16 protein-coding genes are annotated in these 16,726 nt (G+C 31.3%); 14 read left to right on the top strand and 2 right to left on the bottom strand.

What is annotated here, in order from left to right:
• From SOR77_RS02765 to SOR77_RS02755, 3 genes are all read left to right on the top strand, one after another.
• Positions 1 to 226, top strand: a 226-nt coding sequence (locus tag SOR77_RS02765) for a DUF711 family protein (protein ID WP_320635669.1), incomplete at its 5' end; no start/stop codon positions are given.
• Positions 227 to 470: 244 nt separating this feature from the next.
• Positions 471 to 1,163 (top strand): hypothetical protein, encoded by a 693-nt coding sequence (locus tag SOR77_RS02760; protein WP_320635668.1) that lies wholly within the window; start codon positions 471 to 473, stop codon positions 1,161 to 1,163.
• Positions 1,160 to 1,465 carry a hypothetical protein gene (locus SOR77_RS02755; RefSeq protein ID WP_320635667.1) on the top strand — a complete coding sequence of 102 codons (306 nt, stop codon included), beginning with the start codon at positions 1,160 to 1,162 and terminating at the stop codon, positions 1,463 to 1,465. Before SOR77_RS02760 ends, SOR77_RS02755 begins: the two co-directional genes overlap by 4 nt.
• Before the next feature lie 314 nt (positions 1,466 to 1,779).
• On the opposite strand, the gene SOR77_RS02750 is transcribed toward SOR77_RS02755, so the two are convergent.
• Positions 1,780 to 3,096 (bottom strand): TraB/GumN family protein, encoded by a 1,317-nt coding sequence (locus tag SOR77_RS02750; RefSeq protein WP_320635666.1) that lies wholly within the window; start codon positions 3,094 to 3,096, stop codon positions 1,780 to 1,782.
• Positions 3,097 to 3,389: 293 nt separating this feature from the next.
• Between SOR77_RS02750 and SOR77_RS02745 the strand changes: the two genes are divergently transcribed.
• The 11 genes from SOR77_RS02745 to SOR77_RS02695 all read left to right on the top strand — a co-directional run bounded on the left by SOR77_RS02745 (position 3,390) and on the right by SOR77_RS02695 (position 15,981).
• A complete protein-coding gene (locus tag SOR77_RS02745; RefSeq protein WP_320635665.1) occupies positions 3,390 to 4,331 on the top strand; it encodes a D-2-hydroxyacid dehydrogenase in 942 nt (313 codons plus the stop codon).
• Positions 4,332 to 4,472: 141 nt separating this feature from the next.
• Complete coding sequence (locus tag SOR77_RS02740) at positions 4,473 to 6,128, top strand: MutS-related protein (RefSeq protein WP_320635664.1); 1,656 nt, start codon at positions 4,473 to 4,475, stop codon at positions 6,126 to 6,128.
• On the top strand, positions 6,125 to 6,730 hold the full coding sequence (locus SOR77_RS02735) for a histidine phosphatase family protein (RefSeq protein ID WP_320635663.1): 606 nt from the start codon (positions 6,125 to 6,127) through the stop codon (positions 6,728 to 6,730). The genes SOR77_RS02740 and SOR77_RS02735 overlap by 4 nt, the downstream gene beginning before the upstream one ends.
• 62 nt (positions 6,731 to 6,792) lie before the next feature.
• Positions 6,793 to 7,554 (top strand): Mrp/NBP35 family ATP-binding protein, encoded by a 762-nt coding sequence (locus tag SOR77_RS02730; RefSeq protein WP_320635662.1) that lies wholly within the window; start codon positions 6,793 to 6,795, stop codon positions 7,552 to 7,554.
• Between the two features lie 2 nt (positions 7,555 to 7,556).
• A complete protein-coding gene (locus SOR77_RS02725; protein ID WP_320635661.1) occupies positions 7,557 to 8,477 on the top strand; it encodes an NAD(P)/FAD-dependent oxidoreductase in 921 nt (306 codons plus the stop codon).
• Positions 8,474 to 10,183, top strand: coding sequence for an aryl-sulfate sulfotransferase (locus SOR77_RS02720; protein WP_320635660.1), 1,710 nt, complete (start codon positions 8,474 to 8,476; stop codon positions 10,181 to 10,183). Before SOR77_RS02725 ends, SOR77_RS02720 begins: the two co-directional genes overlap by 4 nt.
• A 107-nt stretch (positions 10,184 to 10,290) precedes the next feature.
• A complete protein-coding gene (locus tag SOR77_RS02715) occupies positions 10,291 to 12,087 on the top strand; it encodes a peptide ABC transporter substrate-binding protein (RefSeq protein ID WP_320635659.1) in 1,797 nt (598 codons plus the stop codon).
• A 52-nt stretch (positions 12,088 to 12,139) separates the two neighbouring features.
• The gene (locus SOR77_RS02710) at positions 12,140 to 13,069 is read left to right on the top strand and encodes an ABC transporter permease (protein WP_004822329.1); all 930 of its coding nucleotides are present in this window, start codon (positions 12,140 to 12,142) and stop codon (positions 13,067 to 13,069) included.
• Positions 13,069 to 14,007, top strand: coding sequence for an ABC transporter permease (locus tag SOR77_RS02705; protein WP_004822326.1), 939 nt, complete (start codon positions 13,069 to 13,071; stop codon positions 14,005 to 14,007). The genes SOR77_RS02710 and SOR77_RS02705 overlap by 1 nt, the downstream gene beginning before the upstream one ends.
• A gap of 8 nt (positions 14,008 to 14,015) precedes the next feature.
• Positions 14,016 to 15,014, top strand: a complete 999-nt coding sequence (locus SOR77_RS02700) for an ABC transporter ATP-binding protein (protein ID WP_004822324.1) — start codon at positions 14,016 to 14,018, stop codon at positions 15,012 to 15,014.
• Positions 15,007 to 15,981 (top strand): oligopeptide/dipeptide ABC transporter ATP-binding protein, encoded by a 975-nt coding sequence (locus SOR77_RS02695; protein WP_320635658.1) that lies wholly within the window; start codon positions 15,007 to 15,009, stop codon positions 15,979 to 15,981. Before SOR77_RS02700 ends, SOR77_RS02695 begins: the two co-directional genes overlap by 8 nt.
• 76 nt (positions 15,982 to 16,057) lie before the next feature.
• On the opposite strand, the gene SOR77_RS02690 is transcribed toward SOR77_RS02695, so the two are convergent.
• Complete coding sequence (locus SOR77_RS02690; RefSeq protein WP_320635657.1) at positions 16,058 to 16,210, bottom strand: hypothetical protein; 153 nt, start codon at positions 16,208 to 16,210, stop codon at positions 16,058 to 16,060.
• Positions 16,211 to 16,726: the final 516 nt, after the last annotated feature.

Here is a 16,726-nt window from a genome sequence, read left to right as displayed (position 1 = left end):
AACAATTTCTGCAATGATAGCAGATGAAGCTGCGATTGGTGTGATAAATGGAAAGACTACAGCAGTTAGAGTAATTCCTGTAGTAGGAAAAGGCGTTGGAGAATTTGCTGAGTTTGGTGGATTACTTGGTTATGCGCCTATAATGGATATAGGGAATAATTCAGCAAAGGACTTTATAAATAGAGGAGGAAGAATTCCTGCTCCGGTTCACAGTTTTAAAAATTAAATATATTTTATAAGTACAGCATGAGATAAGTTTTCATGCTGTTTTTAATTTGAATTTAATAAGAAGACATCAATTAAATTATGATTTTCTAGTATGAATAATTGTTAACTATTAAAAATTTAACTTTATAAAAGGTTAATAAATATTTCAAATGTAATATAAAGGGTAGTATAATGAAAAAGGGGTGGTTTCGATGTTTTTTAAAGTAGGTTAGAAACAATTATTTATTAAAGGAGCGAATAAAATGAAATCGAAAACCATACAATCAAAGAGTGTTAAAGCTATATTTTTAGCGTTTATTATCATTATATCAAGTATTTCTACTGTAAATGCTATAGGACAATTAAATGGAGTAAGTAATGGCTATATAGTACAAATAATTGAGGAAAGAGATGGTTATATAAAAGCTAGTTACCTTGATACCATAACAGGAAAAGTTGATATAGTAGAGCAGTATTTAAATGGAGATGATAGCTTTATTAAAATACATAGTGATGACAACTTGACTACTGTAGAGAGGAAAAACAATCAATTAGTAATAAAAGAAAATTACATAACCATAGTGGATGAAGAACTTGTACTGCAAAATCATGAGACAGATAATAATATAAGTTTTTATTCATGGGGTAATTGGAATTCGTGGTATTGCACAAGAACTAGCGCTAATTATTATAAAGCAGAAGCTGCATTGGTTGCCTCTATAACAGCTAGTGTTTTGGGAGTTCCGATTGTTGCAAGCATAGTTACATCAGTTGTAGGGTTTGTAGTGTCAGCAGGACCTGGTGATGTATATTATGAAATTTGTAATAGACAGCGTCAAGATAGGCAAAGGGGAATTTATGAGTGGCAAAGAGAAATAACTGCATATCGAGTATCTAATTATACAGGGCTAATAGATAAATATAATTATAGTTGGACAGGAGGGGCTAGTAATTGAAAAGATTTTTTACAATTATTTCAAATTTAACTGTCTATTATCTGATTATGTCAAAAATTATACAAGGATATAATATAGTTTGCTCATTAATAGCTTTATTAGTATGGCAGGTTTTAAATTATATTTTGATAAAAAAGAAAATTTTTATAAAACCTAGTAATTATAAGTGGAAAAAATACATTCAAGTAAGTTTAGGCTTTTCTATTTTACTTACCTATCAATTAAATTCAATGTATGGAAGCTTGGGTAATGAAATTGGGATGTTGATAATGTTAATATTAATAGGAATATTGTTGATGTAATGTAATTTTTAATTGTAGTTATAAAAAGATTTAAATTTGAGTATAAGAATTAAATATTAATAATAAAATTTAAGAACTGATTCCAATAAATAATTTAGAGGAACAGAGAAAAATATTTTCTAAGATGAGTTTTAGCTTAAAAACACTTTGTTAAAGTTATTTAGGGAATTTCAATTTTATAAAATTAAATAACATAATAACAGGTAGTACGAGAAGCTAGTTTTTTGTGCTACCTTTTATATTTTAATAATTTATATGTTTTACAAATTAGCAATAAAAAACGACTTACTTGTGTAAGTCGTCAGTAAAATATTTTATTTACCTGTTAAATTTTCTACTTTGTATCCTTTTTCTTGAAGATAGTTGATAACAGATTTTTCGGAAGTGTAGTGTCCGCTTCCAACAACTACAAAATATGTTTTTTTATCTTTTGATTTTAACATTTCATCAATTTTATCTGCCATTTTAGGATCTCTGTCCACAACTAAATGTTTTGTAAATTCATCACTAGTATTGAAAATTTTAGAAAACTCTCTTTCATTTCCTTCAGTCCAAAACTTTTGCATAGATTTAGTTTGTTCAACTAATTTTTTAGCATTATCTTTTTCTATTTGAGGAATTAATTCTTCAATTAATTTAACATATTTTTGATCTCCAAATTTATCTAGCATGTCAAGTTGGAAAGCTATAGATTCTATTTCTCCAATTTTTTTGTTATCTAATTTTGAATTTATTAAAAAGTATTGGTCAATTCCCTTTGCACTAGCTAGAGGCATTTCAGTTACCATAGGGATAGATGATAGATTTGTGTAGGCTGCAGATACTTTTAAATTCTTATAATTTTCTTCTGGAATTTTATATTTGTCCATAATGGCTTTAAAGCGAGAGTATAACTCAGGAGAAAGTTTTTGGTTTAAAGGAATCTTGCTAATCAAAGAAGACTGCGCTGCCAAAACTTTTTCGGCATTAGTTATATCAGCTTCTACAAATAATTCATCAGAAGAATTATATGCATCTATTATATCTGAATCTATAGGATACATTGTTGAATCACCAACGTGGATTGAACCAAGCATATAAACGGTATTTCCATTAGCCTCAGTTTTGTAGAAGACACCTTTTGCACCCATATTTTGATCATTTACAATATCTGTAATAGCACGAGTATATAGTGCAATTGCTTGTTCAAGAGTGGCTGGTTGATTTAAACCTAGTTCAAAACCATCTCCTTCAAGTAATTTTTTTTCTTTAAAATATTCAACGGCATTTTTTTCTAAATCGTCAGAATACTCACCAACTATATTATAGATGTTGATTATTACATCTTCTTTTGTAAAATCATTTTTTAAATTTTCAGATTTAAATTTAGGATTTTTCTTTAGTTTATATTGTTCAAGTTTTTGTTGTGTTGCAGTATTTAAAGCATCTAAGTCTTGTTTATTTAATTTAACTGTGAAGTTTTTTTCTTGTTGTTCAATAGATATTGGAACTATTCCTTGCATTTGAGCATTATTAACTATTTTAACAGCCCAAGGGCTTATAGTTGGTTGTTGCACTTGAGCTGCAAATGTATTAGTTGAAAGAATTAATGTAAGTCCAAGTGTAGCAGTTAATTTTTTTATTATTTTCATTTTTACCTCCAAAGTAAGTAATTATTTTATTATTATACCCAAATTGTTAAGATTATTAAAAATTGTGAGTTATGTAAGTATTAATAATAAATTTAAATATTTCGTATTAAGTAAAAATTATAACATTATATTTTAAAACTGTCATTTTGTATAAAGTTTAATGATAGGAAAAATGAATGGAAAATGGTTTGTGAAATTGTTTTCGAAAGATATGCAAAAGAGTTGAATTAAAAAAAAGGTATGTTACAATAAAATTGAATGATGGTACATAGTAATAAAAAGGAGAGAGAAAAATGAAAGCATTAATGGTTGACTATATGTCAGAAGTAATTGATGAAGGTTTAAGGGATTTAGGTATAGAATTAGATAAGGAAATGCTTCCTACAAGTGAAAAACTTGCAAGTATTATAGCTCCTTATGATATTCTTATCATGAGAGTTGATCCGTTTATAAACAAAGAAGTTTTAGATGCTGCAACAAATCTTAAGGCTATTTTTGTAGGATCAACAGGAACTAACCACATTGATAAAGAATATGCTAAGGAAAAAAATATTCCGGTTTATAACTCACCGGGATTAAATGCAAACGCAGTAGCAGAACTTGTAATTGCAAAAGTCCTTGATCTTTATAGAAATACAGTTCAAGCTCAAAACGAAGTTAAGGGTGGAATCTGGAATAAATATAGATGGATTGGTCGTGAAATGAGAAATAAAACTATGGGGATTATAGGGTTTGGCGCAATTGGTAGACGTGTTGCTGAATTTGCTAATGTTTTCCATATGGATGTTATCGCTTATGATCCATTTTTAAAACCGGAAGACATCAAACAAGAATATGTAAAACTTACTACACTAGATGAAGTTATTGAAAATTCAGACGTAGTTACTCTGCACGTGCCACTAACTCCAGATACAAAAGATATGTTTAATGAAGAATCCATGTCAAGAATGAAGGATGGAGCTATAATAATCAATGCTGCACGTGGTGGAATTGTAAATGAAGAAGCTCTTTATAAATATATCAAGAATGGTAAATTAGGCGGAGCTAACTTAGATACTATTTCTAACGAATTAGGAAGTGGCGGACTTGACACTATGGACGTTCCGGTTGAATCTCCACTATTCGAGCTTGATAGAGTATATGTAACTCCACACATTGGGGGTTCTACAATTGACGCACAAGATGATATTGGAGCTGTTGTAATAAACAACTTAAAAACTCACTTCAATTTATAATTAAAATTTTGAGCCGGCTTAGCCGGCTCTTTTTAGGGCCTTAAATAGTGCAAGAAATAAGTTTACACTATTTTTTGAGTACGAAGCTTTTATTGAATAAAAAATTGGTTTCTATGGTAAAATTTATATAGAGGTGAATTTATGGAAGAATACGGAAGTGGACTCTATATTTTTATAATCATAATTGTTATATATGGTTTTGTATTTATATATGGACGACTTATTAAGCATAATTATTTAAAAGGACTTAAAGAAGTTACGTACAATAGATTTGGCAAAGAAGAAATAGACGTTAAAATTTCAGAGGAAATTTTATCTCAAACGTACCAAGAAAATCAATTAAATGTAGATGATATAACTTTTAAAGATTTAGAATTATATAAACTTTATAGAAAAATAAATCATACTGATTCAATAATGGGTGCTCAATCCCTATATAATATGCTTAGAAAACAAAATTATTCTAGAGAATATCAAGAAGATTTTAAGATAAAGATAATAGAATTTGAAGAAAAATCTGATTTAACTAAAGAGATTAAATTTGAATTTGCCAAAGTTGGATATTTTAAAAAATCAATAGTAGGTTTATTAAAACACGGTGTAGATTATGAAAAGTTTAAAAATTTAAAAATTCCTACTAGAATTTTGAGATTTGGATCTGTTTTTGTTGTATTAGTTGGAATTGTGGATAAATTTCTTGCTTTTTGTGCTCTATTTTTTTTACTGCTTGTTAATTTTTATATTTACAAGGAATTAAATAAGGCAACATCTGGAATTATATTAGATATAGGTAATTTATCTTCCGTATTTGGACTTGGTTTAAAAATTGAAAATTATGAAATAGATTCAATATCTAATGAATTATTAGAAATAAAAGAGTTAAATAAGAAGCTTAAGAAGATTCGTAATAAGTCAAAGAGCATAAGATATTTTAAAAACTTTGATGAGTCGGAGGGAATAAGAAAAATATTTGATTTATTATTTTTAATTGAAGCTAACAGGTTTTATTCTATTGCGGACGGGATAAATAAATGTAAGGAAGATATTTTAAAATTATACACTGCACTTGGTGATATAAATGCCATAACAGCTATTGTTTCTTACAAGATAGCTGAAAATTTAAAGTTTGTAGAATTTGTCGAGGATGAATTTATATTGGAAGCAAATGGGCTTAAACATCCTTTACTAGGAGTTGGACAAACTTCTCAAGATTTTGATTTTTCAAATATAGATGTCTTAATAACAGGTTCTAATGCTTCTGGTAAGTCTACATTTTTAAGGAATCTTGGTATTAATGTAATATTTGCCAATGCTTTTGGGCTTACACATTCTAATACTTTGAAAACTTCATTTTTCAAAGTTGAGTCAGCTATAGATATTTCAGATTCATTAGAAGAAAAAATGAGCTATTTTATGGCAGAGACTAAAGCTATCAAGAGAATGATAGATGATAGTGAAGTTAAAAAGCTATTGATATTGGATGAAATATTTAAGGGTACAAATACAATAGATAGGATTGCTGCAGCATATAATACTCTAAAATATATTGCAAAATACGCAACTGTAGTGGCGGCAACACATGATATTGAATTGACAGAACTTTTGAGTGAGTATACAAATTATCATTTCGAAGAACAAATAGAAGAAGATGATATAAAATTCGATTATAAATTGAAATTAGGCAGAGCTGAATCAAGAAATGCAATAGCTATTTTAAATTTAATGGGTTATCCAAATGAGATAATTGAAGGCTCATATAAATTGGCTAAAGATTTGGAGGATAAGAAGAGTATTTGAAGATATATTTGACAAGACATGGACAAACGGAGTGGAATAAAGCGGATAGAGTTCAAGGTATAATGGACTCTCCATTAACTCAAGAAGGAATAGAAATGGCGGAGGTATTAAGAAAGACTTCTAAAAACATTAAATTTGATAAAGTTTACTCATCAGATTTAAAAAGAGCAGAAGATACAGCAAAGATAATTGCCCCCGAAAATGAAATTGTATCTACACCATATCTTAGAGAAATAGATGTTGGGAATTGGAGTGGAAGATATTTTAATACACTTAAAGAAGAAGACGGAGAGTTATACACCACGTACTTTAATGAACCACACAAATATAAGAGAGAAGATGGAGAATCTCTATACGAAGTGATGGATAGAGTAGAGAAGTTTTTTGAAGAATATATTTTCAATTCAGAAGATGAAAATGTCTTGATAGTTAGTCATGGAGTAACTATTGTTGCGATATTAAATTATGTAGAAAAAATAGACATAGAGAATTTTTGGGACAATAGAGTTCTTAGAAATGCTACTTTTAACATAGTTGAGTATACTGACGGAGAATTCAAGGTACTAAAAAAAGCTCCTAAAAATCCGGTAGCGACAATTTAAAACAGAGAGTGAATGATTGATTAATCATATGTAAAATATTATAATAAGTATAGGAGAAATAAATGGCAATTCAAAAATTTAGTTTAAATGAAAATTCAAATGTAAAACACACAATAGGAATAGTTAGCGGTAAAGGTGGAGTAGGAAAGAGTTTTGTTTGTCAAAGTTTAGCTACTGAGCTAAGTAGACAGGGATACAAAGTTGGAATACTTGATGCTGATATAACAGGGCCTTCTGTTCCAAGCGCATTTGGGATTTCTGAAAAAGTATTAAGTGACGGAAAGAATATAAATCCGGCAATAACAAGCACGGGAATAAAATTAGTCAGTGTTAACTTAATACTGCCTAATAGCACAGACCCAGTATTGTGGCGTGCACCGGTTGTAGGCTCTGCAATTTCTCAATTCTATCAAAATGTAAATTGGGGAGAATTGGACTATCTTTTAGTGGATATGCCTCCTGGAACGAGTGATGTTCAGCTTACTGTGTATCAATCAATACCACTTGATGGCGTTGTAATAGTTTCTACTCCTCAAGATTTAGTTCAAATGATAGTAGAAAAAGCAGTTAAGATGGCACAGATGATGAATGTAAAGATACTTGGCTTAGTAGAAAATATGTCTTACTTTAAATGTTCTCACTGCGATGAAATAACTTATATATATGGGGAAAGTAAGATTGAATCCGAAGCTAAAAAGCATGATATAAAGAGAATATTAAAATTACCTATAGACCCTAATTTTTCCAGAATGGTTGATGAAGGTCTAGTGGAGAGTTTAAAAATTGAAGGAATGGATGATTTTGCGAAATCATTAGGGATTTAATTATGTATGATTTGATAATAATAGGCGGAGGTCCTGCCGGGCTCTCCGCTTGTGTGTATGCTGGCAGAGGCCTTTTAAACACTTTGATAATTGAAAAAAAGAGTTTTGGTGGAAGAATAAAGGACACTGAAACGGTGAAAAACTATCCTGGAATTATACAAACCAGCGGAATAGAACTTTCTGATATGTTCAGGAACCATGCTCTTGGCATAGAAAATGTAGAGAGAATAAAAAGCACTGTAACAGGTGTCGAAAAAGATGGAAATATATTTAAAGTACATACTAAGAGAAGAGGTACTTTTGAAGCTAGGGCAGTAATTCTTGCACTTGGTACAAGAGAAAAGATTTTAGGAATAGAAGGCGAAACAGAGTTTGCGGGAAAAGGTGTAAGTTATTGTGCAATGTGTGATGCAGAATTTGTAAAAGACAAAGATGTTCATATACTTGGGAGTGGTAACGTTGCGCTTGAAGAGGCTGAATATATTTCTAAGTTTGCAAATAAAGTAACTATAATTTCAATACATCCAGATGGCATAGTTGATGCTGATAAAGATATTTTTAAACAGGTTTTAAAAAATCCTAAAATAGAAATAATATACAATTCATATTTGACAAAAATCCAAGGTGAAGAATATGTAAATTCAATAACATTGTCTAAATTAGGCAAAGAAACTAGTTTAGAAACAGATGGAATATTTATGTTTGTGGGGATGGAACCTCAAACAGAAATTGTTTCCAATTTAGGTATATTAAATCAAAATAAATTTATTAAAGTAAATGAAAAAAAGATGACTAATATTCCAGGTCTATTTGCTATTGGAGATTGCACGGATACAGTCTTAAGGCAAGCGGTTGTAGCAGCTTCAGATGGAGCGATAGCAGCTGTATATGTAGATAGATACTTGAAGGAGGAATACCGATGATATTACCGACAGGCACGACAATTTATAAAAAAGAAAAGTGTTGCAGTGGATATAATTTAGTTGCAACTCCTAATTCAGGTGTTTTATTGTTCGATATGAACGGAAACGAAATAAAACATTTTAAGATAAATGCTATGCCTGCAAAGATGTTAAAAAATGGAAATATAATTGGTACTACAAAATTTAGAAAATCCGATGTTTCTTCACAAGATGGAGAAAGCTTAATAGAAATAGAACAAGATGGCAATGTTGTTTGGTCGTACAATAAATTTAGATTTCTTGAAAAAGAATCTATATGGAGTGCCAGAGCTCATGGAGATTACCATAGACTTGAAAATGGAAATACTTTAATTTTAGGGCATGATACTATTGTAAACACAGAAATATCTGACAAAAAACTTTTAGACGAGGTAATATATGAAGTAGATTTAAATGGTAATGTAGTTTGGAAGTTCTCTTTTTCAAATCATTTTAATGAAATTGGTTATACCGAAGTGCAGAAAAATGTAATTTATAGAAATCCTAACTTGATTTCGAACTTGGAGATAGGAGACTATTTGCATATAACTTCTTTTGGAGTGTTGGGAGAAAATAAGTGGTATGAGCAAGGAGATCGTAGATTTGCTCCTGACAATATAATATTTTCTTCAAGACAATCAAACTTTATTGGGATAATTGATAAACAAAAGAGAAAAATTGTTTGGCAAATAGGTCCTAAAGAAGATAGTTTATTTAGGAAACTTCATGGGATAATAGGTCCTACTCATATACAGATGATTAAAAAGGGGTTGAATGGAGCAGGGAATATTTTACTTTTTGAAAGTGGAGCAGAGTCAGGATATGGAGTTCCAAATTTAAACTCAAGTACTGGAATAAACAATTATAGAAGAGCATATTCAAGAGTTTTGGAATTTAACCCGATAACGTATGATATAAAATGGAAGATAACACCTAGAGATTTAGGATATTCAACATATTTAAATGGATATAAGTTTTATTCCCCATATGGGGGAAGTTTACAAAGACTTGAAAATGGAAACACTTTAGTTTCTATGGGTTCGGCAGGAATTATGTATGAGATAACAGAAGACCATGAAGTAGTTTGGAGATGGGTTTGTCCATACAGAGTTAATGCAGAACAGAATTTTGCAATTAAAAACTATATATATCAAGGATTTAGATATCCATACAACTATTTAAATAGAGAAAAACCTATAGAAATTTCGGTAGATCAGAATGAAATTAGAGAGGAAAATACGGGAACAAGAGTTAAAGAAACTTTTGTGGAAGGTGTTGTAATACAAAACGATATAGATTTCATGACCATGGCCATGGAAAATGAAGATGAAATAGCTCTTCAAAGAGAGATAATAAGTATGGAGTCTTCAAAAGTTAAGTTCATATCAACTGAAAATTTTGATAAGAGAATAGCTGAAAATCCAACATCAATTGTAATATTTGGTGGTAAGAGTTGTGTACACTGTAAGAGTGTTAGAGAAATAGTTATTGAATTGATTGAAGAAGAGTTTGGCGAGATAGCTGCATTTTACTTGGACATAGATGAAAATAAGTCTGTTAGAAGAACTAAAAAGATAGATAATGTACCATTAACAGTTATGTATAAAAATAGTGTAGAAGTTCATAGATTTGTAGGAGAAGTTACCTATGATGATATGGCACTGAAGATAGAGGAATATCTATTATAGACTATAGCTTATAACACTTTGGGATAATATAACTTCAAAACGATTGTTAAGTACTGTAAAATATGGTAAAATTAATTAATTAAATTAATATTGAGGAGGTAATTTTAATGAACAAAAGATTTAAAGGTTTAGTGGCCTTGTTAATCTTGACAGCGGTATTTTTGACAGCATGTGGTGGAAATAAAACTGCAAGCACAGATGGAGCGGAAGGACAAATTCTTATCGTAAACAATACTAGTGAACCGGGGTCTTTAGATCCTGCACTTGCGCAAGGTACTCATGAATCATATTTGTTAAATCACTTATTTACAGGACTTTTAAGATATGATAAGGAAGGAAATTTAGCTCCTGGTATGGCAAAAGAAATGCCGACCGTATCAGAAGATGGTTTGACTTATACATTCACTCTTAAAGACGATGTTAAGTGGTCAAATGGAGATCCTGTTACTGCAAAGGACTTTGAATTTGCATGGCTAAGAGCTCTAGACCCTAACACAGCTTCACTTTATGCATTCCAACTTTACTATTTAAAAGGAGGAGAAGCTTATAACACAGTTGAAAGACCTGGCGTATACTATGTAAAAGATGCTGACGGAAATGATACTAAAGAAGTTGATCACGAGGTAGTAATTACAGATGCTGATAAAGCAGGGCTTGATCTTAATGGAAAGAGTGAAGACGAAATTGCCGATGCAGTTTATGAAAAGTGGTTAGAAGCTAAAAGAGCTGAAGTTGGAGTAAAAGCAATCGATGATACAACTTTAGAAGTTACTTTAGAAAAACCAACACCATACTTTGCAGACTTAGCAGCTTTTTATACACTATATCCTGTAAACCAAAAAGTTGTTGAAGAAAATCCTGACTGGGCAAAAGATGCTTCTACATTTGTATCAAATGGTGCATTCAAGTTAATTAATTGGGAACACAACTCAAAAGTTGAAACAACTAAGGATGAAAACTGGTTTGATGCATCTGAAGTTAAACTTGGTGGAATAACTTGGGAAATTCTTGAAGATAGCAACACTGCATATCAAAACTTCGATGCTGGTAAATATGGTATATTAACTGATGTCCCAACGGAAGTTTTGGCACAAAAAATTGCTGATAAATCACCGGTAGTAACTATTGGAAAACAAATAGGAACTTATTATTACAGTTTAAATATGACTAAGAGTGAAGATGGAAAGAATCCATTTGAAAATGCTAAAATTAGAAAAGCCTTCTCAATGGCTCTTGATCGTAAGTCAATAGTAGAAAATATAACTAAGGGTGGTCAAATTGCCGCTGAAGGTATGGTACCATTTGGTTTAATTGACGAAAATAACAAAGAGTGGAGAGACATCAACGGTAATTTAATTAAAGAAGATGCAGCAGAAGCTAAGAAATTACTAGAAGAAGGAATGCAAGAATCTGGAATTACTATCGAAGATATCAATAAACAAGTTCTTCTTTACAATACAAGTGAATCACACAAGAAAATAGCTCAAGCTGTTCAACAAATGTGGAATCAAAATCTTGGAGTAACAGTAGGTCTTGAAAATGCTGACTTCAATGTTAAATTAGCTCGTGAAAATGCTCATGACTTCAATATAAGTCGTGGTGGTTGGGTTGGAGATTATTACGACCCTATGACTATGTTAGATTTATTTGTAACAGGTGGAGAGCAAAACTATTCTAATTACTCAAATACTGAGTTTGATGCTCTTATAAAAGAAGCAAAAAATAGCGCAGACCAAACAGTTAGAATGGAAAACATGAGAAAAGCGGAAAAGATATTGATGGAAGATATGCCGATAGTACCTGTATACTTCTATACTCAACCTTATCTAGTACAAGAAAATATAAAGGGTGTTTATAAGCCACTTCTTCAATATCCAATTTTAACTTATGCAGAATTTCAATAAAAAATAAAATGGGCCCCATTTGTGGGGCTCTGCTTTTTAGAAAGGAATAAAGATGTTAAAATTTATAGGAAAAAGATTTGTTATGTCGTTTTTGACAATATTCTTCATAATAACTCTTACATTTTTTCTAATGCATGCTGTGCCTGGAAATCCTCTACAACAAGAAGGAAAGATACCGGCTACGGTTTATAGAAATTTAGAGATAAAATATGGCCTTGATAAGCCCGTGTCTGAGCAGTATAGAAGATACTTAAAAAATATAGTAAAATTAGACTTTGGTGAAAGTATGAAGTCTAATACTGAAACAGTAAACCAAATGATAAAGAGAGGTTTTCCTGTATCTTTGAGACTTGGACTACAAGCTCTTATTTGGTCATTAATATTTGGGCCTGTTTTAGGTTCATTAGCTGCATTATATCAAAATAGATTTCCTGATTATATTGCAATGTTAATAGCAATTATAGGGATTTCAGTACCTTCATTTATAATGGGAACTCTTTTAATACAAGTGGTTGGGAGGAATCTTGGACTTCCACTTAGTGGATGGGGTTCTTTCGCGCACACAATTATGCCTTCTATTGCACTTTGTATGATGCCTACCGCACAAATAGCAAGACTAATGAGATCTTCTATGCTCGAAGTACTAGGGCAAGATTATATCAAAACTGCGAAGAGTAAAGGCATTTCAGGCTCGGCAGTCATTTTAAAACATGCTGTTAGGAACTCAATATTACCGATAGTATCAATTTTAGGTACTCTTACAGCTGATTTATTAATGGGATCATTTGTGGTAGAAAAAATATTCGGTATTCCGGGGCTAGGTAGATTCTTTATAAAAGCCATAACTGACCGTGACTACACTCTTATTATGGGAACTACAGTATTTTATGGAATAGTATTAGTACTTATGATTTTACTTGTGGATATAGCTTACGTTATTATAGATCCAAGAATTAAGTTTGAAGGAGGGGGAAAAGCATAATGGAAAGAAAATTTTCTCCTGAATTATTTAAAAAAGTTGATAGAAATGCAGAGCATGCAGAGAGAATCAAAAGACCTACTATAAAATATTGGGCTGATGTTTGGAGAAGACTGAAAAATAATAAACTTGCAATGTTCGGTTTAATAATAATAATATTTATGGTTATATTTGCAATTATTGGGCCTATGATTAGTGGATATACTTATTATCAAATTGATATGCTAAATACTAATCATAGACCTTCTGCTGATTTTTGGTTTGGTACTGACTCATTAGGACGTGATTTATTTACACGTGCGACTTATGGTGCAAGATTCTCACTTTTAATTGGATTTTTAGCTGCATTTATAAACATAACTGTTGGTGTACTATACGGTGGTATAGCAGGTATGAGTTCTGGTAAAGTTGATGCCTTATTAATGCGTATAGCGGAAATAATTTATTCAATACCATACTTACTAATAGTAATACTATTGTCAGTTGTATTTGCTGAAAAAGGGTCAGGAACTTCTTTTGCGGTTATGGTATTTGCGATGACATTATCTGGTTGGATACCTACAGCTATTTTAGTTAGAGGTCAAGTTCTATCTTTAAAACAGTCAGAATATGTTATGGCAGCTCGTTCAATGGGTGCAAATGATGCTTGGGTTTTATTTAAACATATAATTCCAAACACACTTGGTCCTATACTTGTAAACTTAACACTTATAATTCCAAGAGCAATTTTTTCTGAAGCGACATTATCTTTCGTTTCATTAGGTTTACAAGACCCACTTCCATCACTTGGTAACTTGGCGAACGGAGGACTTGAAGTTCTTGCTATAGGACTTACTTATCAAATGGTAGTTCCCGCACTTATGATTTCGCTTATTATGTTTGGATTTAACGTATTGGGAGATGGATTAAGAGACGCTTTAGACCCAAGACTTAGAAAGTAGGAGATGGAATGGATAAATTACTAGAAGTAAAAGATTTAAAGATATCATTCAAAACTTTCTTTGGTGAAGTTGAAGCGGTTAGAGGGATATCTTTTGATGTAAATAAAAAAGAAACAGTTGCAATTGTAGGTGAGAGTGGATGCGGAAAGAGTGTAACGGCTAATTCTATTATGAAGCTTTTACCAAATCCACCAGCTTTTTATAAAGGTGGTTCAATACTATTTGATGGTGAAGAGATAATAGTAAAGTCTGAAAAAGAAATGCAAGAAATTAGAGGAAATAAAATTTCTATGGTATTCCAAGACCCTATGACATCTCTAAACCCAACTATGAAGGTTGGAGACCAAATAATAGAAGGTTTGATGAAACACGAAAAAATATCAAAGGCAGATGCTCTTAAAAAAGCTATAAGAATTCTTGATATGGTAAGTGTTCCTGAACCTGAAACAAGAATTAATCAATATCCTCATGAGTTTTCAGGTGGTATGAGACAACGTGTTATGCTTGCTATAGCGCTTGTAATGAATCCAAAACTTATGATTGCAGATGAGCCTACAACAGCACTTGATGTAACAGTTCAAGCACAAATATTAGAACTTATGAAAGAACTTCAAGAAGAATTTGAAATGAGTATAATATTGATTACTCATGACTTAGGTGTTGTAGCAGATATGAGTAATAGAGTTGAAGTAATGTATGCAGGCCAAATTATGGAAGAGGGCTCAACAGATGATATTTTCTATAACACAAAACACCCATACACTAAAAAACTTTTATTATCAGTTCCAAGACTTGATATGAGTAAGGAAGAAAAGCTTCATGCAATACATGGTTCGCCACCGGATTTATATATACCACCTAAGGGATGTCCATTTTTTGATAGATGTGACGAGGCAATGGTAATATGCGAAGATAATATGCCTCCTACAACAGAACATGGAGAAGGACACAGATGTAGTTGTTGGTTATATAGTGAAGAGTACTTAAAGGGGGAAAATAATGACTGAAAATAAAAATAAAGATGTAAGTCCTCTAATAAGTGCAAGGGGAGTAAAGAAATATTTCAAAGTAAAAAAAGGAATATTGAAAGCTGTTGACAATGTAAGTTTTGATATATATCCCGGAGAGACGTTTGGTCTTGTTGGGGAAAGTGGATGCGGTAAATCTACAACAGGTAGAACTATAACAAGACTTTTAAACCCAACTGGGGGGGAAATGTTCTTTGATGGAGAAGACTTATTTAAATTATCAGAGTCAAAGTTGAGAAAGAAAAGACGTGATTTCCAATTTATCTTTCAAGACCCGTATGCTTCGCTAAATCCAAGAATGACAGTTGAATCATTGGTAGAAGAACCAATGTTGATAAATGGACTTTATAAAAATGAAAAAGAAAGACATGATAAAGTTATCGAATTACTAAATCTTGTAGGATTATCAGAAGAACATGCTTCACGTTTCCCGCATGAGTTCTCAGGTGGACAGAGACAACGTGTTGGTATTGCAAGAGCACTTGCAGTAAGGCCTAAGTTTATAGTTTGTGATGAACCTATTTCAGCTCTTGACGTTTCTATACAAGCTCAAGTAATAAATATACTTATTGACTTACAAAAGAAAATGAATTTAACTTATTTATTCATAGCACATGACCTTTCAATGGTAAGGTATATTTCAGATAGAGTTGGAGTAATGTATCTTGGAAATATGATGGAAGTTGCAACTTCAGATGAGTTGTATTCAAATCCTATACACCCTTATACAATAGCTCTTATGTCTGCAATACCTTTGGCAGACCCAAATGTTCAAAGGACAAGACAGAGAATTATGCTTGAAGGAGAAGTTCCAAGTCCTATAGACCCACCAAATTGCTGTCCATTTGTGGATAGATGTCCGAAGGCACAGGAGGTTTGTAGAAAGTCTAAGCCGGAGCTGACAGAGAGAAATCCGGGACATTTTGTAGCATGTCATTTAGTATAAAAGTGAGTTTTAAGACTCATTGAATTAGGTATTTTAGAAAACTAATTTGATGGGTCTTTAAGTGCAAGAGAAAAGGCTATGAGTAATAATGCTCATAGCCTTTTTGCTGCATATCTTTAATTGATGATTTAATGTGATTTCTTTCTTCTTCTGTTAAATTGTATTTATCAAAAAGCTGTTCATCTACTTCATCGATTGATTTAGACCAGTCTATATCTGATACTATCATCCTATCAAATCTAGATATATAACCAATCCCTATTGATAATACTTTTAACCATCTCTTTTGTTATACTAAATCCCGTTTAAATCGGAATTAGTTAGCCAGTCTTTATGAGTAATACTTTTAACCAAAGAAATAGTTAAAAGTATTATATATAGAGATTGGATACTTGATGCTAATTTAAATAGGATCTAGTATTAACAAATTTTATTAATTCTTTTTTTCTGATAAAGATAACTTTTCAAGTACAGACAATTCAAAAAAAGCTGAACAAATTTATGATAAATCATAACAAAGACAACTCAATAAGCAATATGTTTTTATGCGACTTAATGAGCTATGTAATTACTGTTTGCGTGTAGATAGGGGCATATCTTGTCGCTCTAAAGATAAAAAGTAAAATCCTATGATAATACAGTTGATTAAAAAAACTTTTAAAGTACAAAATTAAATGATGCTGTAAATCTATTTTATAAACCGGGGATAACTTCCTTGTAATACTGATAAAAGCTTTATTTCATA

Origin of the sequence: Peptoniphilus sp. (genome assembly GCF_034090345.1) — a bacterium.
Classification (GTDB): domain Bacteria; phylum Bacillota; class Clostridia; order Tissierellales; family Peptoniphilaceae; genus Peptoniphilus.
The sequence above is the reverse complement of the archived record's forward strand: the minus strand, read 5'-3'. Positions and strand labels throughout refer to the sequence as shown.